18 protein-coding genes and 1 pseudogene are annotated in these 21,830 nt (G+C 63.3%); 10 read left to right on the top strand and 9 right to left on the bottom strand.

Annotated features, from left to right (window positions below):
• Positions 1 to 69 precede the first annotated feature (69 nt).
• Together MTR72_RS28725 and MTR72_RS28720 are read right to left on the bottom strand one after the other, a co-directional pair.
• The gene (locus MTR72_RS28725; protein WP_280967761.1) at positions 70 to 1,326 is read right to left on the bottom strand and encodes a Spy/CpxP family protein refolding chaperone; all 1,257 of its coding nucleotides are present in this window, start codon (positions 1,324 to 1,326) and stop codon (positions 70 to 72) included.
• A 222-nt stretch (positions 1,327 to 1,548) separates the two neighbouring features.
• Positions 1,549 to 2,559: a LysM peptidoglycan-binding domain-containing protein gene (locus tag MTR72_RS28720; protein ID WP_280967760.1), complete on the bottom strand. Its 1,011-nt coding sequence runs from the start codon at positions 2,557 to 2,559 to the stop codon at positions 1,549 to 1,551.
• 172 nt (positions 2,560 to 2,731) lie between these two features.
• Here MTR72_RS28720 and MTR72_RS28715 point away from each other — a divergent pair, with 172 nt between their 5' ends.
• The 5 genes and pseudogenes from MTR72_RS28715 to MTR72_RS28695 all read left to right on the top strand — a co-directional run.
• Positions 2,732 to 2,962, top strand: a complete 231-nt coding sequence (locus MTR72_RS28715) for a hypothetical protein (protein ID WP_341511625.1) — start codon at positions 2,732 to 2,734, stop codon at positions 2,960 to 2,962.
• Between the two features lie 287 nt (positions 2,963 to 3,249).
• Positions 3,250 to 5,913 carry a bifunctional diguanylate cyclase/phosphodiesterase gene (locus MTR72_RS28710; protein ID WP_341511624.1) on the top strand — a complete coding sequence of 888 codons (2,664 nt, stop codon included), beginning with the start codon at positions 3,250 to 3,252 and terminating at the stop codon, positions 5,911 to 5,913.
• Positions 5,914 to 6,171: 258 nt separating this feature from the next.
• Entirely contained in the window at positions 6,172 to 7,929 is a 1,758-nt protein-coding gene (locus MTR72_RS28705; protein ID WP_280967758.1) for an adenylate/guanylate cyclase domain-containing protein, read from the top strand.
• 227 nt (positions 7,930 to 8,156) lie between these two features.
• Positions 8,157 to 8,999, top strand: coding sequence for a class I SAM-dependent methyltransferase (locus tag MTR72_RS28700; RefSeq protein WP_341511623.1), 843 nt, complete (start codon positions 8,157 to 8,159; stop codon positions 8,997 to 8,999).
• Positions 9,000 to 9,305: pseudogene (locus MTR72_RS28695) on the top strand (tyrosine-type recombinase/integrase); the annotation flags it as partial.
• A 148-nt stretch (positions 9,306 to 9,453) separates the two neighbouring features.
• Here MTR72_RS28695 and MTR72_RS28690 read toward each other — a convergent pair.
• The 5 genes from MTR72_RS28690 to MTR72_RS28670 all read right to left on the bottom strand — a co-directional run bounded on the left by MTR72_RS28690 (position 9,454) and on the right by MTR72_RS28670 (position 14,564).
• Complete coding sequence (locus tag MTR72_RS28690) at positions 9,454 to 11,235, bottom strand: adenylate/guanylate cyclase domain-containing protein (protein WP_280967756.1); 1,782 nt, start codon at positions 11,233 to 11,235, stop codon at positions 9,454 to 9,456.
• A 612-nt stretch (positions 11,236 to 11,847) separates the two neighbouring features.
• Positions 11,848 to 12,372 (bottom strand): RNA polymerase sigma factor, encoded by a 525-nt coding sequence (locus tag MTR72_RS28685; protein WP_280967755.1) that lies wholly within the window; start codon positions 12,370 to 12,372, stop codon positions 11,848 to 11,850.
• A complete protein-coding gene (locus MTR72_RS28680; protein WP_130220676.1) occupies positions 12,369 to 12,578 on the bottom strand; it encodes a YgaP family membrane protein in 210 nt (69 codons plus the stop codon). Before MTR72_RS28680 ends, MTR72_RS28685 begins: the two co-directional genes overlap by 4 nt.
• 337 nt (positions 12,579 to 12,915) lie before the next feature.
• On the bottom strand, positions 12,916 to 13,596 hold the full coding sequence (locus MTR72_RS28675; RefSeq protein WP_280967754.1) for a cupin domain-containing protein: 681 nt from the start codon (positions 13,594 to 13,596) through the stop codon (positions 12,916 to 12,918).
• A 278-nt stretch (positions 13,597 to 13,874) separates the two neighbouring features.
• Positions 13,875 to 14,564, bottom strand: a complete 690-nt coding sequence (locus tag MTR72_RS28670; RefSeq protein WP_280967753.1) for a dienelactone hydrolase family protein — start codon at positions 14,562 to 14,564, stop codon at positions 13,875 to 13,877.
• A 508-nt stretch (positions 14,565 to 15,072) separates the two neighbouring features.
• On the opposite strand from MTR72_RS28670, the gene MTR72_RS28665 reads away from it, so the two are divergent.
• A complete protein-coding gene (locus MTR72_RS28665) occupies positions 15,073 to 15,432 on the top strand; it encodes a hypothetical protein (protein WP_280967752.1) in 360 nt (119 codons plus the stop codon).
• Positions 15,433 to 15,584: 152 nt separating this feature from the next.
• Here MTR72_RS28665 and MTR72_RS28660 read toward each other — a convergent pair whose 3' ends face one another.
• Positions 15,585 to 15,707, bottom strand: a complete 123-nt coding sequence (locus MTR72_RS28660) for a hypothetical protein (protein ID WP_280967751.1) — start codon at positions 15,705 to 15,707, stop codon at positions 15,585 to 15,587.
• 316 nt (positions 15,708 to 16,023) lie between these two features.
• Here MTR72_RS28660 and MTR72_RS28655 point away from each other — a divergent pair, with 316 nt between their 5' ends.
• From MTR72_RS28655 to MTR72_RS28645, 3 genes are all read left to right on the top strand, one after another.
• A complete protein-coding gene (locus MTR72_RS28655; RefSeq protein ID WP_280967750.1) occupies positions 16,024 to 16,161 on the top strand; it encodes a hypothetical protein in 138 nt (45 codons plus the stop codon).
• Positions 16,162 to 16,310: 149 nt separating this feature from the next.
• Complete coding sequence (locus MTR72_RS28650; protein WP_280967749.1) at positions 16,311 to 17,462, top strand: lactonase family protein; 1,152 nt, start codon at positions 16,311 to 16,313, stop codon at positions 17,460 to 17,462.
• 183 nt (positions 17,463 to 17,645) lie between these two features.
• Positions 17,646 to 18,536 (top strand): efflux RND transporter periplasmic adaptor subunit, encoded by an 891-nt coding sequence (locus MTR72_RS28645; RefSeq protein WP_280967748.1) that lies wholly within the window; start codon positions 17,646 to 17,648, stop codon positions 18,534 to 18,536.
• A gap of 124 nt (positions 18,537 to 18,660) precedes the next feature.
• Here MTR72_RS28645 and MTR72_RS28640 read toward each other — a convergent pair whose 3' ends face one another.
• Positions 18,661 to 19,512 carry a caspase family protein gene (locus MTR72_RS28640; RefSeq protein WP_280967747.1) on the bottom strand — a complete coding sequence of 284 codons (852 nt, stop codon included), beginning with the start codon at positions 19,510 to 19,512 and terminating at the stop codon, positions 18,661 to 18,663.
• A 427-nt stretch (positions 19,513 to 19,939) separates the two neighbouring features.
• On the opposite strand from MTR72_RS28640, the gene MTR72_RS28635 reads away from it, so the two are divergent.
• Positions 19,940 to 21,670 (top strand): hypothetical protein, encoded by a 1,731-nt coding sequence (locus MTR72_RS28635; protein WP_280967746.1) that lies wholly within the window; start codon positions 19,940 to 19,942, stop codon positions 21,668 to 21,670.
• The last annotated feature ends 160 nt before the right edge of the window (positions 21,671 to 21,830 follow it).

Here is a 21,830-nt window from a genome sequence, read left to right as displayed (position 1 = left end):
CGTAGCCGGGTCGCGGGCGATGACAGTTGAGCGCGCAAGAGGCAGCGAGAGTCGGCACAGCGAAAACGCTTACGCCCCGCGCTTCGGCCCCATCGCCTCGAACTGCGCCTTCTGCTCGTCGCTGAGATCCGCCTCGAAATCGTCGAGCGCGTCGCTCACGCCTTTGACCGCCTGCAGCATAGCTTCGAGGCGCGCCTTCACCGCCATAAGGCGGGCTTGAGGCGTGAGCGCGGCCGGCGGCGGGCATGCGCTCAACGTCTGCATGGTCCGCAGCGCGGTGTCCTGGAGTACGTCGAGCCGGGCGCGACCGTTGTCATCGAGACGCAAGGTGGAGGCGATGTCCTCCGCGGGCCATTGCTGCTTCACGAGCTGCTCGTACTGGCGCTGCGCCTGCTCGTCATATTGCGGCTCAGCGCCGGCCTGGCAAGCCGCCGGCATGTCCTTGCCGCGGCCCGCAGCACGGCTGTCCTTGCCGAGCACGTTGAACCTTGCCTTCTGCTCGTCGCCGAGCAGACCGTAGAATTTTTCAAGCGCCGGCGCGGCGCCGTCCGTCGCCTTGATCATCGCCTCGAGGCGGGTCTGCATCAGGCCGAGGCGCTCGGCCGCATTCGCGGGCGCCTGCACCGGGCAGGCGGCGCGGATGGTATCGCGCGCCGCGGTCCAGGCGGTCGCGAGCGCGTCGAGCGCCGCGCGCTGCGCTTCGTTCGGCTGCACGGCGGCAACGATGCGGTCGAGCGGAAGACCGCCGGTGTCGCTGGCATCGCAGATATTTTGCGCCGTCGGGACTTTGCGCGCACGACGTCCCTGGGGCTCGGTGTATGCGACGAGCTCGGCCGATGCATAAGGCGCGAAGATCGCGGCGTAGATGTCGCCATAGCCATAAAGCGAGAGGCTGGTCTGGTCGCCGAAGATGATCGCAGTGGTGATATCGTCATGCGCGAACGGCCAGAACACCGGGCCGGCCCAGCCGTAGCTGCCGTCGGGATGGCGCCACCAGCCTTGCGGACGGCGGCCGCCATGCCAGCCCGACAGCGCCGCTTGCGCGGTGAGCGCAGCCCGCAAGGCGTAGGGGTTGGCGGGTTGGCCAGGCTCAGCGCCGCGCGGGTCATGCGACCTCAGCGCCGCGGTACGGTCGCGGCCGCTCCGAACCGCCATGCGGGCATGGCGCAGGCGCGACAAGCCGAGCACGTGGCCGACGGCGAAGCGAGCGACGCCCAGCGGTCCGCCGCGCAGACCAAACTGTGCCTCCGCCGTGTTCGGCAGCAGCACTGCCAGAATCACCAGGGTCGCGCCGGCCATCGCCAGTCCCATGCGTGATCTCGACATGACCACTTGGCCCTCCTCCCGCGCCAAGCACGCACTGCATCGCCCCGTAATGACGCGCTGGGGAACCAAAGGTTCCGGCTGCGCGGGAGTCAAAGCGTCGCAACGCGCACGTTGAGCGTCCGGTCGCTTTGTCAAACCAAGGCGGTGGCATCATGGCACGCGCGAGGGAGAGGAGATGCGTCGCAGCTCCGCGGCAGAACGCGGCCGCAAGACGCGCTGACGTCACTTCATCTTTTGCGGCAAGACAAAAGTCTGGCCGGGATAGATCAAATTGGGGTTGTGGATCTTGGCGCGGTTGGCGTTGAAGATCAGCGCGTAGCGGGAGCCGTCGCCGTAAGCGAGTCGACTGATGGCCCACAGGCTGTCGCCACGGGAGATCACCCGGCTTGTGCCGGGCTCCGAGGGCGCGCCGGCCACGATGTCCGCGGCCGTGGCCCTGGCCATGACCCTGGGCTTTACCGCGCCCATCATTCTCTGGTGGACCACCGGCCGATCCGGCGTCGAGCCAAGTCGCGGCGCGACGGAGGGCAAGGCGGCAACGATGTCCTGCTTCTGATCCGGCTTGGTCTCAGGCCTGCCGGCAGGTGCTGCGTCGGGACGCGCGGATGCCAGGCGCGCCGGCGGCGGCGCGGCTTCGGCGATCGTCACCGGCACGCTGCGGCCCGATTGTGTGACGGTGCCGTCGGGCGCTTTGGCGCGCAGGGTCAGCTCATAGGAACCGGCGGGAAGCTGCGGCGGGGTCATGACGAACTGGCCGGAAGCATCGGCAACCACGGTGTCGAGCGGCTGGCCATCGCGCAGCAGCTCGACCTTTGCGCCCGGCGCGGCCTGGCCTGCGATCACTGCCGCCTCGCCGTGATCGTCGATGCGCGCGACGTCGAAGCGAGGGCCGGCCTCGGCCGCGGCCGGCGGTGCCTTGACCGGTGCGAGATCGGTGAGCGCGGCCGTTGCCTGGGTCTGGGTCTCAGCCAGGGCGCCGGGGGGCTTGGACGCGGCGGGCGCGGGCGCGGATGGCGCGGCGTCGGCAAGCTTCGGCTCGGGTTTAGCCTCGGGCTTGGTTTCCGGCTTCGCTTCGGCTTTGGGCAGGACCACCTCGACCTCGGCCCTCGCTTCCGGCTTGGCGGCGCTGGTGCCCGGCAACAGGCGACGCAGCTCGGCCGGACCGATCACGAGCGCGGTTCCGAGCACCGCCAGAACGCAGAACGCAATGAACGCTTTTGACGCCGTTATCATCGACACAACCCAGCCTTGGTCGCAAATCAGCCACAGGCATAAACCTGCGCCGATTTGAGCGCGCCAGCAAGATTTTTCGCCTCGATACCGCCGGGTAGCGCGTGAACCGGGAGCGTGCCGGCGATGTGAAACCAGCGAGCTCACCGCCACATTCATTTGAGGAATTTTTTCCGTGAACGCACTTTGCCATCCTGCGCGCCGACGAGCGATCGCCTTTGCTTTTGCCGTGAGCCTCACCGTTCCGCCGGCGCTCTCCGCGTCCGGCCCGCCGCCGGGCTTTACCCTCACCGACGACGCCGAGCTCGCCTTCACCTCGCCCGACGGAGCGACCAAGCTCGAGGAGTACAAGAAGGGGACGCCGGACGACGACATCAAGTGGCAGGTCTGGGCGGCGAGCAGATGACGGAGTTGAAGCCGGAGCAGGACTATCCGGCCGGCTTCCGCTTCAGCAGCGATTCGCAATGCCTCTCCCCGCGCCGACCCCGCTCTCACCAAAAAATCTCGAAAACAACCCCATGCAAAGTAGGACGCGAGGGTGGGGTGGCGAAGCGTAACCCACTCTACGGACTGGCGTTCCGCCGGACAGCGAAACCAACCCTCTGATTCCGCTCCGATTCATATTTTCCTAACCGTCACTGGTAACGGGGTCTTGTCGGTTTTGCTGCATCTTGCATCCCAGGGGAGGGCTGCATGGGCACATCAATCCGATGGACCGCGCGCATGCGCGCGGTGTTCCGCCGTTGGCGCGGGGCGCCGCTGACATGGCTGATCGTCGGTGGCTTCGTGCTGATGGCGGCGACCGCGATCGGGACCGCGCTCACCGTCGACCGCTTCCGCCAGAACGCGATCGAAAGCGGCCGCGACAACCTCGAGAGTGCGGTGCGGCTGCTCGCCCGGCATTTCGACCGCGAGTTCGAGGATTTCGCGGTGCTCCAGAAGAGCATCATCGCCGAACTCGAAAGCCATGGCATCGATTCCGCGGACGTGTTCCGCAGCGAGATGGGCACGCTCGCCGTACACGAGGTGCTGCGCAGCAAGGCCAGCGGCTGGACCGACGTCGCCGGCGCCAACGTGTTCGATTCGAGCGGCGTGCTGATCAACTCGTCGAAGCGCTGGCCGGTCGCCGAGATCTCGATCGCCGATCGCGGCTATTTCAATCGACTCAAGAATGACCCCGCTTCGCAGGAGGAGGTCGAGGTGGTGCCGGGACGGTTCGGCAACGGGCCGGCGATCGTATTCGCGCGGCGCGTGTCCGGCCCGCACGACGAATTCCTCGGCCTGGTCTCGCGTGCGATCACGCCGGAGCAGCTCGAATCGTTCTTCGCGTCGACCGGGCTCGGCGAGGAATCCTCGATCGCGATGCACCACCAGAACGGCCAGCTCTTCGCGCGCATTCCGCATGTCGATGCAATGATCGGGCAGAACTACCGCAAGGGTCCGCCCGAGCAGATGGCCGTATTCGAGCGCACCTTCGTCACGACGCAGCTCGCAAGCCCGATCGACGGCAAGGACCGCATCGTCGCTTCGCGTCTATTGACCGGCGAGCCGCTGGTCGTGGTCGCGACCAAGTCGCTGGACGCCACGCTCGCCACCTGGCGCACGCAGACCAAATTCTTCGTCACCGTCGCGGTGCTGTCCGTCGGGCTTCTCGTGCTCACGCTGTACCTGATCTTCCGCCAGATGACGAACAGCCTATCGGTGGAGAAGCAGCGGCTCGATACCGCGATGAACACCATGACGCAGGGCCTGCTGATGTTCGATCAGGACGAGCGGCTCATCGTCTGCAACCGGCGTTACATCGAGATGTACCGGCTGTCGGCCGACGTCGTGAAGCCGGGCGCTTATTTCCGCGACGTGATCCAGCATCGCTACGACACCGGCTCGTTCCACGGCGACGTCGATTCCTATTGCGACGGCATTTTGAATCACGTCGAGCGCACCCAGAGCGCCATCGTGGAAACCGCCGACGGCCGCCTGATCGAGATCAAGAATCAGCCCGGCGCCGCCGGCGGCTGGCTCGCGACCCATGACGACGTCACCGAGCGCATCCGCGCCGACGAGCGCATCGCGCATATGGCGCATTACGACGCGCTGACCGACCTGCCGAACCGCGTGCTGATGCGCGGGCATCTGGAGCGCCGCGTGGCGGAGCTTGCCGCGGGCAAGCCGTTCGCGATCCTCTACATCGACGTCGACGAATTCAAGGGCGTCAACGACTCGCTCGGCCACGAGGTCGGCGACGAGCTGTTGCGTCAGGTCGCGAACCGCCTGCGCGCCTGCGTCAGCGGCAACGACCTCGTCGCACGGCTGGGGGGCGACGAATTCGCCATTATCAAGGCCGGCACCAACGATCAGGCCGAGCTGACCGCGCTGGCGGAGCAGATCCTGAAGTCGCTGCGCACGCCCGTGGACTGCAAAGGCCAGGAGATTCCGACCGACGCCAGCATCGGGATCGCGATCGCGCCCGACCACGGCGACAATCTCGACGACCTGCTCAAGCGCGCCGACCTCGCGATGTATGCGGCGAAAACCGAAGGCCGCCGCACGTTCCGCTTCTTCGTGCCGGAATACGATGCCAAGGCGAGGCAGCGGCGGCAGCTCGAGCTCGACTTGAGGCAGGCGCTCGCGCGCGGCGAGTTCGAGGTGCACTACCAGCCGCTGGTCGATCTCGCCGCCGATGTGGTGACGGGCTGCGAAGCGCTGCTGCGCTGGCGCCATCCGGAGCGCGGCATGGTCTCTCCGGCGGAGTTCATTCCAGTCGCCGAGGACACCGGCTTGATCGGCGAGATCGGCGAATGGGTGCTGAAGCAGGCCTGCACCGAAGCCGCCGCCTGGCCCGGCCAGATCCACGTCGCGGTCAACGTCTCGCCGGTGCAGTTCCGATCCAAGACGCTCGCACTGAAGGTCGCAGCCGCGATCGGGGAGTCGGGCCTCGCGCCGGGACGGCTCGAGCTCGAGATCACCGAAACCGTTCTCATCCGCGACGACGAGGAGGCGCTGACGATCCTGCAGCAGCTCCGCGAGCTCGGCGTGCGCATTGCCCTCGACGATTTCGGCACCGGCTATTCGTCACTGAGCTACCTGCACCGCTTCCCCTTCGACAAGATCAAGATCGACCGCAGCTTCATCAGCGACATCGGCGAGCCTGAGGATTCCTCCCCGATCGTCCAGGCGGTGGTGCACATGGCCGCGGCCCGGCACATGGCGACGACGGCCGAAGGCGTCGAGACCGAGGCGCAGCGCGAAGTGCTGCGACAGCTCGGGTGCAGCCAGATGCAGGGCTGGCTGTTCAGCCCGGCGGTGCCTGCAGCGAAATTGAAGCAGTTACTGTCGGCGCAGGCTGCGGCGGCTTAGCGCGCGTACTCGTCCCGAAGCCTCGATAAGCTGTGTCCGCATCCTGTGTTAGGAAGCAGACTTCGGCCTGTCCCTTCAGCTCGTCTGGTCTGGGCCCAGAAGCGGACATATAGCGGTGCTGCCGCGGATGGTCATTAATCCGTCGCGGAAAGGGCCGCCCTCGCGGTACTGGCATGCGGCGGGCGTCCAAATCCGTCAGTCCCCCTTGGCGACCGCAACCGGAGGAGTAAACTGCCTACGCGTACCCGGAGGTGTGCTTTGGCTGGCGAGCGCTTGGAGCGACGGCTCTCCGCCATTCTCGCAGCTGATGTCGCCGGCTACAGCCGGCTCATGGGCGTCGACGAGGAGGCCACACACGTCCAGTTGAAGGACCATCTTCGCACGCTCGTCGAGCCCAAAATCGTCGAACACCGCGGACGGGTTGTTAAAAACACCGGCGATGGCATGCTGGCGCAGTTCAGCAGTGTCGTGGATGCGTTGCGTTGTGCTGTCGAAGTTCAGCGCGGTATGGCCGCGCGCAATTCCGAAGTGCCTCAAGATAAGCGGATTGAGTTTCGCGTCGGCATCAACGTGGGCGACGTTATTATTGAAGAAAATGACATCTATGGCGATGGCGTGAACATCGCCGCACGGCTGGAGACGCTCGCGCTCCCGGGCGGCATCTGTGTGTCGGCTCGAGTGCAGGAGGATGCGCGGAGCAAATTGGACCTTGCATTCGAGGATACAGGCGAGCATCGACTAAAGAATATCGCTTGGCCGGTGCGTGTGTACCGCGTTCGGTTGGAAGGCGTGGAAGCCAAGCCACTGCCTACGCTGGCGCTCCCCGACAAGCCATCAATTGCTGTTCTGCCATTCCAAAACCTGAGCGGGGATCCGAGCCAAGAGTATTTTGCAGATGGAATTGCCGAGGAGATCACAACCGCACTGGCGCGGCTGCGCGGCTTCTTCGTCATTGCTCGGGGTTCGGCGTTCACCTACAAGGGCAGGACAGTCGGCGTGACGCAGATTGGTCGCGAGCTTGGCGTGCGCTACGTCCTTGAGGGCAGCGTCCGAAGGGCCGGCGAACGCGTGCGGATCGGGGTCCAGCTCGCCGACGCGGGGACCGGACGCGAAATTTGGGTAGAGCGCTACGAACGAGCACTGCCAGACCTCTTTGCTCTCCAGGACGAGGTCACCGCAAGCATCGTCACTGCGGTTGAGCCGCAGCTCTACGCTGCCGAGAGCGCGCGCCTACAACAGACGCCGCCAAGCCACTTCGATGCTTGGGACTGCGTCATTCGCGCGCTGCCGTTCATGTGGCGATGGACTCGGAGCGACAATGAAACGGCGCTCGATTTTTTATCGGCGGCGCTGCGGCTCGACCCATCCTATGCACGCGCGCTTGGTCTTCACGCATGGCTCAGCCTCTGGAACGCGCAGGCTTTTGGGGGCGGGCTCGCTGCTGTACTGGCACCGGCTACTGAGCGGGCCCGCGCTGCAGTGGCGATCGACCGCAACGACCCTTGGGCACGCCTCGCATTTGGGTTCTCTCATATGCTCCGGCGCGAGCACGAGGAAGCCGTCGAGGAGCTGCGCGCGGCACTCGACTTGAATCCGAACTTCGCGTTGGGCCACGCCTTTCTTGGGCTGGTGCTGGCTTACGGTGCAAAGGGAGCTGAGGCTGTCGGCTCCCTTGAAAGGGCGATGCGCCTCAGCCCACACGATCCGAACTTTGCGGCCTTCGCCAGCATCCGAGCTTTCGCACACTTCATGGCCGGGGACTACGCGGCAGGCCTCGATTGGGGACGCCGCGCGGTGCGCCAGAACCCCGAAGTCACGGGCTCTTGGCGCGGGCTGGCGCTCTCGGCCGCGATGCTGGGGCATCTGGAGGAGGCGCGAGAAGCCGTGGCGAAGGCGCGGGACCTCCAGCCCGAATACTCAGTAGCATGGGTGGAGCGAGCGTCCCCATTAATTTACGCGGCCGACCGAACGCGTTATTGCGACATTCTCCGACCGGTAGGACTGCCGGAAGAATGATCTCCCGAGCTGACGCGTGAGTCGCAGCCCGAAAGCAGCCAAGGTCCGAAATGGGTCAGAATGCGAAGAACTCAACGTGAGCAAATCGAGTCCGCTGTACTCCAGTATCTGGACCTTGACGGGGCGAGCCGATGCTTCGGAGAAGGGCCACATCCGGACATCTAGGATGTTGCCGTTCCCCGAGAGCTGTTATTGTTGAGCGGTCTTGCGTCTAGGGGGGAATGATTGTGTCTCCAGCAGAACTGTCGAGCAGCGAGGCGGAACGACTGCGGGCCTTCGAACGCCAAGGTCATGATGTTTTGGCAAAGAGCTATCACGAATTTTTTGCGGCGGTGACCGCTCTAGCTACCGCCCCTCTTTTCGACGACGTGCGGTTGCACTCCGGCATGCGTCTGCTGGATGTCGCGAGCGGGCCGGGTGTCCTTACAGCCGAAGCCGCAAATCGCGGCGCGCGCTCGGTCGGCGTTGATTTGTCGCCGCGCATGATAGAACTGGCGCAGCGGCTGTACCCCACGATCGAATATCGTGAGGCTGACGTAGAACATCTCCCATTTCCTGATCATACGTTCGACGCAGTCGTCTGCGCTTTCGGTCTTGGACATTTTCCCCGGCCAGAACTTGCTGTCGCAGAGTGCGTTCGAACTTTATCGCCCGGCGGACGTATTGCATTTTCGTGGTGGGATGAACCATCGCGCCAACGTATTCAAGGCATCTTCCGTGACGCCATTGCCGAGATTGGCGTATCGGCCCCACTGGACGTGCCACAGGGCCACGATGTGTTTCGCTATTCCAACTCGGGCGAATTCCTCCGGTTGCTAAACGGAGCTGGCCTCACGGAGGTGAAGGTCACAGAACACACTGCAACCTACTTCGTTCCCGATACGGAGACCCTTTGGCGAGGCGGGTTAGGCAGTCTCGTTCTGACCGGCGCTGTCATTAGGCAGCAAGATCAGGCGACTCAAGACCTGATCCGAACCGCGTTCGAACGTTGCGCCAGCGTCTACAGATCAGCCGACGGGCTGAACCTACCTATCGCATTCAAAATTGGCTCGGGCCAGCGACCGGCTTGATGGGCGCACAAGCCAAGTCGGCAATGGGTCATTTCCGCCGCCGCGGAGTCCGGGGACCTGGATCGAGGGCTGACCACGCGGCAATACGCCCGGCTACTATCTGGTTGGCTCGCGGGAATAGGACTAGACCCGCATATGTTCGGTACGCACTCGCTGCGACGAACCAAGGCTACTTTGATCTACAGCCGTACCGGCAACCTGCGGGCCGTTCAGCTTCTGTTGGGGCACACCAAGATCGAGAGCACCGTGCGCTACCTCGGCATTGAAGTGGACGACGCGCTTGCAATAGCAGAGCAAGTCGACGTCCGAACTAGGCGGGCAGAGCGGACATGCTCTGCCCCTCTCCCACCGGCCGCTTCGGGCCATAAGCGGGCGTCTCCTGCGTCGTGCAAACCCTGTGTGATTATTTTGCACGCTTCCGCACGATTCAACAGCTGTTCCCCAAGGGACGCGCTCACCTCTCCGGCATCCCCGCCTTACGCAGCCCTTCGTACAGTCTTTCGCACTGGGCAAGGTAAGACGGATTCTTCGATGGTCGAAGCAATTGTATTGCGGAGATCGTCCTGGCGGACGGGCTGGTCCGCAGATAGTTGGCAAGTGCGGCGCTCGCCTCATCGACGCGCCCCTGGATGCCGTGAGCGGCCGCGAGACAGAGGTGAGCCAGCGAGTAGTGAGGGCTCAAGCCAGTTGCCTTGTGCAGCATTTCAATCGCTCGGACATCGTCACCGAGTAGAAACTGAACCAAGCCAATGCCGTAGTATCCTCTGAACAAAAACGGGTCGCGCGGACTGAGACGGATGAAGTGAGCGAAATGCTGCAGCGCCTCCTCACCGAGACCCGAGAGAGTCTTCGCAAAACCAAGGCCAGAGTGCGCAAAGTGCAAATTCGGATTGAGCCGGATCGCTGCTTCGAATTCGTCTATGGCTTCCTGGAAACGCCCACTTAGAGAAAGCACGACGCCCACGACATGGTGGCAGTACGCGTCAGACGGATCAAGTTCCAGAGCCCGCACAGCTAAGGCCTTAGCCTCACGAAACTCTTCGTGGGGCGCTTCACTCCACAAGCTCGCGATGTTGCTTGCGAGAACATCCGCCAACTCTGCCAAAGCCGAAACGTCGTCGGGGGCAAGTTGCAACGCCTCTCTGTAATACTGAATAGCCGCGACAAGGCTCGCGCGAGACACGCCATGGTAGAGGCGCGCGCGAGCGCGCATTACCAGGTCGCCTGCATCTGGGTCTGTCGAACGCTCGCTGCGACGGCTCTCGGCTTCGATAAGCTGCACGTCGAGCGCGTGCGCGAGCTCGATGGTGATTGCATCCTGTAGCTCGAACAGCTCCGAGATTTCCCGATCGAACCGATCAGCCCACAGATGAGCACCGGTTTCGGCGTTGATCAGCTGGATACCAACCCGTACGCGCTGACCCGCCCTTCGGACGTTGCCTTCAACCACGTAGCGAACACCGAGTTCGCGCGCGACGCGCTTTACGTCCACCGACTTGCCCTTGAAGGCAAAGGCGGTGCTGTGTGCGATCACGAAGGAGCCGGCTAGCCGCGATAGCTCTGTGGTAAGGTCCTCGGTGATGCCATCTACGAAATAATCTTGCCCTGGATCGCTGCTGAGATTGGCAAACGGCAATACGACCATAGAAAGACGTGGCGCGCTCGGTACGGCGGGCATGCCGCTCTTTGGGGCAAGCGACGCCCGCGTACCAATCCTGACCGCATACGCACGCACTGGCCTAGCAATGTTCTTGAGCCGCTGCTCGCCTACGTCCTCGAAGGGAATCTCGAATTGGCCCCGCACGTACTCCTGAACACGGGCCGAAACGCAGATGCCGCCCGGCTCCGCTATCCCTTCCAGACGGACCGCTACGTTCACTCCATCACCGAAAATGTCACCGCCATCGATGATGACATCCCCAACATTGATACCAATGCGGAACTCGATTCTCCTTTCCTGAGGTAGGCTGGCATTGCGTTGCGCCATGCCGCGCTGAACGTCGATGGCGCAACGGACGGCGTCGACGACGCTGCTGAACTCAGCCAACATTCCGTCGCCGGTGTTCTTGACAACGTGTCCACGGTATTCGCTGATCTTGGGATCGACGAGGACACGCAGATGTTCCTTCAGCTGAAGGTGCGTGCCCTCCTCGTCCATGCTGGTCAGCCTGGAGTAGCCCGCGACATCGGCGGCGAGGATGGCTGTGAGCCGTCGCTCTAGGCGCTCCGTGGCCATGCTTAGCTCCGGATGGATAGAGGACAGTTTAGGCGCCTAGGGTAGCGGGCGCTAGCGGCGGGTCTTGAAGCAGGGCAGACCGTTGCGGAGGCCGGACATCACCCAGTGGCCCTGGTGGGCACCGCCGAACAGCATTCGCGCCACGACGCAGCAAAATGCGCCGGATCAAGGCCCGATGCAGGCCTAGTGGAACATGGCGACGGCCAGCGGGTGAGTCGCAAGGGCCCGCACGCAGAGCTGGCACTCGGACCGCAAATGTCTCCTCTGGGTCACACCCAGCAGTGGGGCACCGTCCGCGATAGGTCCGCTGTGCCCCCGGACAGCGGACGTTAGTCCTTGCAGTGCTGAACAGCCGCGTCGGGCCAAAAGCAGAAGTGAACCCGATTACAGCGAGGTCAACGACCGGCGTGCCATCGAAAACAAGCCTATAGACCAGCAGACCGGGCATCCTCGAAAAGATATCAATGATACTAGCCCCAGAGTGACGGAACCTAGTACTGCAGGCCAACCTGCGTCTGTCCCGACCCACACTGCCGTCGAGAGAGCTCCAATACCAACAAGACCTCGGATAAGGTGCTCGGTGAGTGAACTGCTGGCGAACATTCTTACTCCTCAGCGCATCATATATTCACGCACGAGCGCTCGACCGCGATGCAGTCGAGCCTTCACAGTTTCTCGGGTTAGCTCCAGCGATTGCGCTATTTCGCTAATCGTCATTTCGTCCACATCCCGAAAAATGAGCACCTGCCGGTAGTGGCTCGGCAGCGACTGGATCGCGGCAGCTATATCGATGCGAAGTTCTGATTCTGGCCTCTTCGAAAGCTGCAGGTCATTTTCCAAGGAAGAGACGTCATCAGGAAGGCCTAAATGCTGCTTTGCCAATCTTAAGCAGGTTCGATGAACTATCCGAAAGAGCCAGAGGGAAAAGGCTCCGGCACGTTGGAGACGACCAATGCGACTGTACACGATCCATAACGTTTCCTGAACCGCGTCTTCCACATCGCTTGTCGTGCGGCAGGTTCTTCGCGCGTACCGGCGTATGTCGGGCTGCGACATTTTGAGCAGCGTCAGGATGGCGTCAGCGTCCCCGCCTATTGCCGCTTCCATCATGCTCGGCGATGAAAAAGGTGTGCTCATGGTTCGGCGCGCAGCTTTCGACCTGCTACTGCGCACGCCGGGCAGTATCCGAAAACGCCTGTAAGCGCGGTCAGGACCCCGACACCGGCGATCAGGTATCCAACGGGCATACCTTTAAGACCTAGTAGCCCACAAGCAATCATAATTGCCCCAGCCAAGAGCCGGACCCAACTTTCCCATCCAGCCACGTTCTTCTTGTACAGCATAGCAACCTCGCGCCTTTGTAGCGTCGTTCTGACGACCCTAGAGACTTAGAGGCTTGGAAAATGAGAAACGGTTCGCGACTCCGAAAAAATAGTCTAAGGCCGGCTGGGGTCAAAAGCCGGCGGTCGGCGGGCTGCGTGAAAAGGCCTGCTCCGGGTCAGCGGCCGTCGAAGCGTCTCCGGCCCCACGTCCGCTCTGCCTCTCATAGCCGACTTTGCAGATGCCTCAGCCCCAGTTCGGCTAAGGGCCGCCAACACCGGAAGTCACTTTTCTTCGCGAATGACGATCACCGCAACTGATAAGCCCTCTTGCACGCACGCAGGACACTCCGAAAGGGCTTTACTGCTTGCAAAGTCCCGTCGGCGTCCAATCGTGCACAAGGGTGGTGGGCGGCATGGACGTTTGATGGAGAATCAATACCAATGCGCGACGCGTCTCGGTGCCCGTCGCGGTAAGGTGCATTGGCGGTCCGCCTGGTACGATCACATAGTCGCCCCCTGCGCGCCCGATCTGCTTCCCAAGCGGAGTCTCCAAACACGTTTCGCCGCTCAACGTGTACCAGGCCTCCGGTCCCGAATGGATATGGGCAGGAGCGGTCATACCGGGCGTAAAGATAGCCTCCATGTACTGCGCCGAGTACGCCTCCCTCGCATTTATCGGAAGTGGGCCGATTTCGGCAATGCGATCACCGCCGGCAGCTCGCCAGCCCTTTTCTTCGATGCTGAGCAACCAGACTTTGCCGAAGGACTCGATCACTTCTCCACCTGCTCCTTTCGCGCGTTCTGCGTCTGAACGCGTCGGATAAGAATAGAGGTGCCAAAACATCTCGGACTTTCCCAGCTGTCCGAGCGGTTTGTCTATGATGATCCAGCAGCCAAGCTCGCCCGTACGCTCGGCAATAGGTTTGCAGCGGACGCCCTCCGGACTGTGCTGAGCGGCGAGCTGTCCCCCAAGCATCGCCACCAAGAACCAACACGCAACTGCGATGAAGAGCATCAACAAAGCACGATGAACTGTCATAGCCAGCTCCATGCAATGTGCGGTTGGCTACCAAACCATATTTGACAACTCAGAGCCAGGACCGAGTGGCGACGGCCGCGATCAGCAGCAATGTCTCAGTTGGGGTCACAAGCCGACATTGGCTCGACCTCAATGCAGGGTCAGCTTTTGGGTCAAGAGCGGACTCACGTTCCGCCATCTCGTCCGCCACAAAGTGCTAGCGCGACATTGCAGCCCTGTTTATCCCGCGGCTAAACCAGCCACAGAGAGAAAGAGTCACGATGTGGGACCTTTCTTGCTTATTTTTGAAGGCTTGCGGCAAAGAACTTGGCTGCTTCGGCCTTCGCTTCCTGATCAGCTTTGGCGTCGTATCTGAGCGGCAAGTTGAACTTCTTGCCGAGTTCGGTGGCTTCGGGGTTCGTGAACGCGTGCACAGCACCGGGATACTCGATGATCCGATAATCGGCCTTCGCTGCGTCGAAATCTTTCTTGAGCGCATCATACTGCTCACGCTTCGCGAACGGATCGTCCGCGCCGTTCAGAATAAGGATTTTCGCTTTGACGGCTCCCGGCGCCGGTGCGGGGGTGTTGAGACCAAGTGATGCGTGAAAGCCCGCGATGGCGGCGAGATCAGCGCCGGCGCGCGCCATGTTCAGCACCACCGCGCCGCCGAAGCAGTAACCAACGGCGCCGATCCGTTGGGGATTGACTGAGGGCTGCTTGGCGAGTTGCTGCCACGCGGCGTTGAAGCGCTGCTCCATCACCTTCGGGTTCTTCGTCACTGATCCCGAGAGCGCGCCGGCGTCCTTTGGGTTGTCGGCGGTCTTGCCGTCGCCGTACATATCCGCAATGAATGCAGCGTAACCCTGCTGCGCGAATTTTCGCGCCTCGTTATGAATGTGATCGGTGATGCCCCACCATTCATGCACCATCACGATCCCAGGCCGTTTCGCTTGGATCGCGTCATCGTAGACGACGAAGCCTTTCATCGTGGTCTCGCCGTCCGTATACGTGACCGGCTGTTCCTTTACAGCAGCGTTTGCGCTCGCGATTACCGCGACGGCGCAAAGTGCTCCCACTATATTCGTTCGCATGTTGAACTCCTGCAGGTTCGGCACGACACTACATTGGCATGCCAGCGATCCCCACGCCAGGCGGGGCACGTGGTACTTCGGCTCGAAGTCCGCAACGGAGTCATTTGCCAACATTGCGCGAGCGACGGTGCTGGCTGTTCAGCCCGGCAGTGCCGGCCTCAAAGCTGAAGCAATTGCTTTCGGAGCAGGCGGCGGCTGCCTGAGACCGGTTCCTCCGCCGCAGTCAGGGCGGTGCTCCGCTTATCGCTTTGCGAAAATAGGATCAAACGCCGGGCCTTGCGGTTATCGCTCCGCTGAGACGGCCGGAACATCGGCCGGCGGGCGTCAGCCAGAGCGCATCACGCGCATCGCAGACGGCTTTCGTCTGCGGAGTTGTGCGTGTGCGCATAGCGAGCGAGGTGACATGGCGATCACGACCTTTCGGATGATCCCTCTCATTGCGGTTGCAGCCTTGATCGGCGCGACCGCGGAGGCCCGCGACGACGGCCGTTACGCGAATTCTCCCCTCAAGGGCTGGTTCGAGAGCCTGCACAGCAAAGGCGGCGGCCCGTGCTGCGCCGACGCTGACGGGACCGCGCTCGACGACGTCGATTGGGACACGCAAGACGGACATTACCGGGTCCGGCTGCAAGGTGAGTGGATCCAGGTGCCCGACGACACCGTGATCACCGAGCCGAACCGTGTCGGCCGAACCATCGTCTGGCCCTACTACGTGAACGGCCGCGCGCTGATCCGCTGCTTCATGCCGGGCAGCATGACGTAGATCGCCCGCGTCGTCATTGCGAGCGCAGCGAAGCAATCCAGGAGGTGGAGTGCTTCGCTGCGCTCGCAATGACGGAGTTTGGGCGGCGACGCAGATCTTTCAACGCAGGCTTGAAATACCTGCCAAATTTCTTGAGCCTCGGCACACGGTGTTCACATCTGCCGTCTCGCCGCACGCACTTCGGCGAATTCGGCGTCGGGATGGCTGACGATGGTGGCGAACATGATGCCGCTGATGATCAGCGACCAGGCGGTGTCCCAATAGATCCAAAACATCTCCCAGCCTCCGTTTCGATGTCCTCGGCCCGCAGGATCGGGTAACGGCAGAGCGCTGCCGCCGTTCCCCGCGCGACGCTCGGCACGACGACGTGCAGGCGCAGCGCGGCGCTACTTTTCGTTGGTCGGCGGCGCAGCGCGACCGGTTTGACCGCTGTGGCGCTTTGCCACGACACCCTCGTCGCGCGGCATTGGTACGCAATTTGCCTGGGCACCTTGGTTTGTGAACGATTTCATAGGAGCGTCGCCGTTTGCAGTGCACGATCGTTCGCGCGCCTGTCGCACATCACATCTTCGGCGGACGGATTTTGACCTGATGCGCAAGCAACTCGTCACCTGGACCATCCTGACCTCGGTGCTGGTCGCGGTCGCCGTGTGGGCCGTGCTCGGGCCCCCCGAACATACCGCAGGCCCGCATTTGCCCTCGCATAGTCTTGCAGCGGCGGTGCGGTAGCGATCACGCGCCCACCGGTCTGCGACTGCAACCGATACGATTTCAGCATCGATCAATTCCAATTGGAATTTGGTGCGGCCGCGTCGCGCCCGCTATCCTCGCCGCAAAACGATAGCGCCGCATCCGGCACGCTCGATCAGGAGGAGCCCATGTTCAGACCGACATTCAGACCTGCCCGCCGCATCGCATCCGCACCGCCACGCGCTGCAATCGCGATCCTCGTCGCTTTCCTCATCCTCGTTTCCGGAGCCGGCGCCAGCATGGCAGAAACCTTCGCCTATGTCGGCAACGCCGACAGCAATGACATCAGCGTGTTCAAAGTGGCCGAGAATGGCGAGATGACGCCGGTGCAAACGGCCGCCTTCAAAGGCGTCGAAAAGCCCGGGTCCTCGACGCCGCTCGCGATCACGCCCGACCATCGCGTGCTGATCGCCGGCGTGCGCTCGCAGCCTTTCCAGGCGGTGAGCTTCGCGATCGATCCGAAGACCGGCCAACTCAGCCACATCGGTAACGGACCGCTCGCCGACAGCATGGCCAACATCGCAATCGACCGGAGCGGCAAGTTCCTGTTCAGCGCCTCCTATGGAGGCAACAAGGTCGCGCTGAATCCGCTGCTTGCGAACGGCGTCGCCGGCGAGTCCAAGCAGGTGATCCCGACCGGGCCGAACGCGCATGCTTTCCTGCCCTCGCCCGACAACCGGTTCGTGTTCGCGACCAATCTCGGATCCGACCAGGTGCTGAGCTTCGCGTTCGACGCCACGACCGGCGTGCTCGCGCCGAGCGATCCGCCGGCGATCAAGGTGCCGGAAAAATCGGGACCGCGGCACTTCGTGTTTCATCCGAGCGGCAAGTTCGTCTATCTCGTCCACGAGCTGAACGGCGACGTCGCGGCGTTCGCTTACGAGACGAAGAGCGGCGCATGGACCGAGATCCAGCGCACCACCGCACTGCCCGAAGGTTTTACCGGCAAAGCATCTGATAAAAAACCTTGGGCCGCCGACATCCACATCACTCCCGACGGCCGCTTCCTCTACGCCTCCGAGCGCACCACAAATACGCTCGCGGCCTACAGGGTCGACCCGGCCAGCGGCAAGCTGACCACGATCGGCAGCGTGCCGACCGAGAAACAGCCCCGGGGCTTCAACATCGATCCCACGGGCCACTATCTCGCCGCCGTCGGCGAACTGTCCGACAGCATGACGGTCTATGCCATCGACCAGAGCAGCGGCGCGCTGAGCAAGCTGAAGTCCTATCCCACCGGCAAGAAGCCGAACTGGGTGGAGTTTTTGAGCCTGCCGTGAGGAACGGGTGTTACCCTCCAGGGGAGGGTAAGAAGCAGCGAACCTCGTCTTCATTCCGGCGACTAATCCAACGGGCGGCACCGCGCTGCCTGTGTCGCCGCGGCATTGTCGGGGGCCGGCCCATGGCCGGACGTGCGCGCTTCTGCTATCGATGGGGCCTCAAACGCCCAACCGGAATGATCTATGCGTCCATTGCCTGCGCGTTCCTTTTCCAGACAACTCGTTGCCCTTGCCGGACTGTTGGCGCTGTCCACGCAGGCGGCGCCTGCCGCCGATGACGATGCGCCCAAGGGGCCGGCCGTCACGGTGCTGAAGGTGGCCAAGTCGTGCTTCTCCGACATCGTCGAGGCCACCGGCACGATCGTCGCGCGCGAGGAGACCTCGGTGCGGCCCGAACGTCCCGGGTTGAAGGTGACGGAGGTGTTGGCGGAAGCCGGCGACACCATCACGGCCGGCCAGGTGATGGCGCGTCTCGCGCCGCCTGAAGGCGGCACGATTCAGGTCACCGCGCCGGTCGCCGGGGTGATCGCGACATCGACGGCGCAGATCGGCGCGCTCGCCTCGGCCAAAGGCGAGGCGCTGTTCACGATCGTGGCGCGCAGCGAATACGATCTCGTCGCCCTGGTGCCGACCAGCGATGTCAGGAAGCTCGCGGTCAATCAGCCGGCCACGGTGCGCATCGCCGGCGCCGGCGATATCGACGGCAAGGTGCGCCGCATCGGGCCGACCGTCGAGCCGAACATCCAGCAGGGCATGGTGTATATCGGGATCTCGTCACCGCGCCGGCTCCTGCTCAACGCCAGCGGGCGGGCGCTGATCAAGACCGGGCAGAGCTGCAACATCGCGGTGCCGCTGACCGCCGTGCAGTACTCCTCCGCCGGCACCGTGGTGCAGGTGATCCGGCGCAACCGCGTCGAGACCAAGCGCGTCGAGATCGGATTGATGTCGGGCGGCAATATCGAGGTCCGCGATGGCCTCAACGAAGGCGACATCGTCGTCGCCCGCGCCGGCGCGCTCTTGCGCGAAGGCGATCCCGTGCGGCCCGTGATGGCGAGCGCGGAAGCAGCGAAGTAGGAAAAGAAACGGAATAGGCGGCCACATTCGTCATTGCGAGCGCAGCGAAGCAATGACGGCCTAGATGCAGGAGCGATTGTGGGCACGGCGCCTTTGCCCACCCTGCAATCTGCTGAGAGAGAAACTAGCCGCCTGCTTCGTTGAGCTGGATATCTTCGAGCAGCGAGGAGGAGACGGTCGGAACCTGGTCGCCTTCGGACGCGCGGGAGATGGCGACGCGGGTCTTGTTGAAGACTGCTTCGGCGCCGGCCTTCGTGTTGAGATTGTTGAGGAGCTCGCTGACCAGCACGCTGTGCTCGCCCTTGCCGTCGTCGGCGACCTTGCCGGGCGAGGCGGAGGAGAGGATCAGCGCATTGTCGGGCGCGCTGATCGGCGCAAGACCATGCGAGTAGGAGCGGAAGCGGCGCTCATAGGGGTTGCGGCGGGAGGCGTCGACGACGACGAGCTTGGCCTTGGCGCCCTGCTCCTTCATCATCTCGAGCACGCCGTCGATGGAGACACCATTGCGGCGAACGTCGCTCTCCTTCCAGATCACGGCATCGACCGGCAGCATGTAGCTCTCGCGGCCGGCCTGCACGCCATAGCCGCCGAAGAACAGCATGACGACGCTGTCGCGCGTGATCCTGGATTTCAGGCGATTGACCGCGCGGACCATGTCGTCCTTGCTGGCGTCCTCCACCATGTCGACGTCAAAGCCGTTCTTGCGCAGCGCCGACGACAGCGCGCGCGCGTCGTTGATCGACTGCGTCAGCGGCGCATTGGCGTCGGGATAGTGACCATTGCCGATGATGAGGGCCAGGCGCGAGGTCTGGCCGAGCGAGCCCGTGACCTGCTCGGTCGAGACTGCGGCCTTGGCGGCGTCGAGGGAACGCATGTTGAGGGCAGCGTGGGCGCCGATCGCGAGCGACACGGTGCCGATGAGGGCCGCGACAACCGCAATCGTCCGTCGGGAAATGTCGAGCTGCCTTACATTCATCTCGGTTCATTCCTGTCAGTGCCAAAGACCGTCCAAGCGCGCGCACACTGGTTGAGTAGCGCGATGGCGTCTTTAGGTTTGAGGGATTGGCCGGGGATGTGTCCCCGAATTGCGCGCAATTTGCGGCGCCGCACCAAACAAACCCTTAACCGGATATCGCCTCCCCGGCAATAGATTGCCCAAAATTTGATCTAAGCTACTGAAGATATTAGTTAATTCTCAAAGGCGGCTTGGCGGATTTTTTCACCCTGCGGCCCCCTCCCGGGGCTCGGTCATGCGATTGCCTTGCCAAGTTTTTACGTGACCTCCGTCACATTTGTTTTTCCCGCGAATCCGGGTAGCTTTTTCAAAGACTTGCAGGGGGGTGGCGCGCGACTGGGACCGTGCGCGCCGAAAGCCCCGGCAAGGCCCCGCGACCAGGAATTTCATGAGCTTTCATTATTTCGCCGGCGCCGCCTGCCGGGCGCTGACGGCGCCGAAGGACGGCCCCTCGCTTTATGACGTCTGCGATCCCGTGCTGGCGGATCCGGCCAGCGGCGATCCGCATCTGGCAAAATTCTACAAGACCGCGCTCGGCAATCCCGCACTGCGGATCCTGCTCCGCCGTGCCGGGCTGCCCGAGCTATGCGACCAGGCCCGCCTCACCCGGCTCCGCGAAGCGCTGGTCCGCGCCCGCGACGACGCCGAACCCGATTGGGCGGCGGTCGGCCAGCCCGTCGCCGATCTCCTCGACAGCATCGCGCTCGATCACCCCAAGCCGCCGCCGGTGCCGTTCGCCGGCACCATGCCACAGCAATCACAGATCGACGGCGCGATCCGCGACTGCGCGCAGCATCTGTTGCGCTCGTTCCGCCAGAACGGATTCCTGCCGACCTATGCCGCCTTCAACTTGATCGGCGATCCCGACTTCCGCGGGCGCGAACTGATCATGGCAGTGACCGGCCTGAATTCCCGCGGCTACAAGAATTCGTCGCTGCTGTTCAATCTCGCCCGCGTCTTCATCGCGCGCTCGCAGGCGCGCGCGGTCATCAATCCGCCCTGGACCGGGATTGCCGAGCCGATGTGGGAGCCGGTGCAGATCCGCCACCGCTCGGCCTATTACGACGCGTTCTTCATCGAAGCGCTACTGAGCTATGTCGAGACAGGCCTGGCCTCGCCGGAGGACAAGGCGAGCGCGCAACGCGCGATCGCCGACATGGTCGATTTCTGCATCAACATCAGCCGCGAGGAGGTGCGCGGCACCGACGGCGCGCGCTTCGACGTCATCACCGCGCTGGCGCCGGCGCCGCATCCGCGCTTTTCCCGCTTCTTCGCGCAAATCAAGCAGGATCTCGGCTTCGGCATCTACGTGCCGGACTGCGACACCACGGCCTGCTCGATCTCCGCGGCGACGCAAGCGGGCTGTTCGGATCCGATCCTCGACCAGCCGCTTTTGGATTTCTATGCCGGCTACCAGGTGCGCGCGGGCGTCAACGAGCAGCGCGTCACTGTCCCGCTCAACGACAATATCGACTATGAGGGCGGCGTCGCGACCTGGATCGACAATCTCGCGGGCGAGCGGCCCTACGGCAACGATCTCGATCCGACGCTCAATCTCGATATTCTCGAGGTGAGTTTTCGCAACCTTGCGCGCTGGAAAATCCTGGAGACACCAGCGCGGCTTGCCACCGTGCATCGCATCCTCGGATTTCAGAAGCGGCTGGCTGCCAGCGGCGCCTTCGCCAATCCGCGCTCGCACATTTACTATCTGCCCGAGCTCTACAGCGCCTATTTCGGCCGCTGCTATGCGGCCTTCCTGTCGCTGCCGCTGGCGGCGCAGGCCGCGATCGATCCCGGCGGCGATTTCGATTTCATCCGCGCCCGCGTGCTCTCCTACGTCCAGGGCGAGCTGATGGCTGCCGAGATGAACGTGTTCGACGCAGCGCTGGCGCTGATCGCGCTCGGCCATCTCGGCGCCGACCCGCGCGCCTTTGCGCCGGCGCTGAACGTCATCATCGCCCAGATCGGTGAAGGCGGCCGCCGCGGTCCATTCCGCGCCTATGAATGGAACAAGATGAAGACGCCGACGCGGATTCTGGTCGGCGGCCCCGAGGTGACCTCGGCGTTCGTACTGATGGGGCTGGCGGTGGCACGGCGGCGAATGGTGAATGGCGAGTAGCGAATGGGGCGGCCCATGCTCTATTCGCCATTCCCTACTCGCTATTCGCCCCCGGGATGACAGGAAGTTGAAAGCCTATCTGTCAGGCAGGCGCTGGCCGGGCAGTCAAAAGCCGATCACAATCGCGCGGCTTATCGAGATTTTCCTTAATTTGCGGGCC

Origin of the sequence: Bradyrhizobium sp. ISRA442, assembly GCF_038085055.1 — a bacterium.
Classification (GTDB): Bacteria; Pseudomonadota; Alphaproteobacteria; order Rhizobiales; family Xanthobacteraceae; genus Bradyrhizobium.
The sequence above is the reverse complement of the archived record's forward strand: the minus strand, read 5'-3'. Positions and strand labels throughout refer to the sequence as shown.

What these genes read in the sequence shown, in the direction of transcription:
- MTR72_RS28725 (WP_280967761.1), bottom strand. Translation starts at nt 1,326, where the DNA reads ATGTCGAGATCACGCATGGGACTGGCGATGGCCGGCGCGACCCTGGTG.
- MTR72_RS28720 (WP_280967760.1), bottom strand. Translation starts at nt 2,559, where the DNA reads ATGATAACGGCGTCAAAAGCGTTCATTGCGTTCTGCGTTCTGGCGGTG.
- MTR72_RS28710 (WP_341511624.1), top strand. Translation starts at nt 3,250, where the DNA reads ATGGGCACATCAATCCGATGGACCGCGCGCATGCGCGCGGTGTTCCGC.
- MTR72_RS28690 (WP_280967756.1), bottom strand. Translation starts at nt 11,235, where the DNA reads ATGGCCACGGAGCGCCTAGAGCGACGGCTCACAGCCATCCTCGCCGCC.
- MTR72_RS28685 (WP_280967755.1), bottom strand. Translation starts at nt 12,372, where the DNA reads ATGAGCACACCTTTTTCATCGCCGAGCATGATGGAAGCGGCAATAGGC.
- MTR72_RS28680 (WP_130220676.1), bottom strand. Translation starts at nt 12,578, where the DNA reads ATGCTGTACAAGAAGAACGTGGCTGGATGGGAAAGTTGGGTCCGGCTC.
- MTR72_RS28675 (WP_280967754.1), bottom strand. Translation starts at nt 13,596, where the DNA reads ATGACAGTTCATCGTGCTTTGTTGATGCTCTTCATCGCAGTTGCGTGT.
- MTR72_RS28670 (WP_280967753.1), bottom strand. Translation starts at nt 14,564, where the DNA reads ATGAAAGGCTTCGTCGTCTACGATGACGCGATCCAAGCGAAACGGCCT.
- MTR72_RS28665 (WP_280967752.1), top strand. Translation starts at nt 15,073, where the DNA reads ATGGCGATCACGACCTTTCGGATGATCCCTCTCATTGCGGTTGCAGCC.
- MTR72_RS28660 (WP_280967751.1), bottom strand. Translation starts at nt 15,707, where the DNA reads ATGTTTTGGATCTATTGGGACACCGCCTGGTCGCTGATCATCAGCGGC.
- MTR72_RS28655 (WP_280967750.1), top strand. Translation starts at nt 16,024, where the DNA reads ATGCGCAAGCAACTCGTCACCTGGACCATCCTGACCTCGGTGCTGGTC.
- MTR72_RS28650 (WP_280967749.1), top strand. Translation starts at nt 16,311, where the DNA reads ATGTTCAGACCGACATTCAGACCTGCCCGCCGCATCGCATCCGCACCG.
- MTR72_RS28645 (WP_280967748.1), top strand. Translation starts at nt 17,646, where the DNA reads ATGCGTCCATTGCCTGCGCGTTCCTTTTCCAGACAACTCGTTGCCCTT.
- MTR72_RS28640 (WP_280967747.1), bottom strand. Translation starts at nt 19,512, where the DNA reads ATGAATGTAAGGCAGCTCGACATTTCCCGACGGACGATTGCGGTTGTC.
- MTR72_RS28635 (WP_280967746.1), top strand. Translation starts at nt 19,940, where the DNA reads ATGAGCTTTCATTATTTCGCCGGCGCCGCCTGCCGGGCGCTGACGGCG.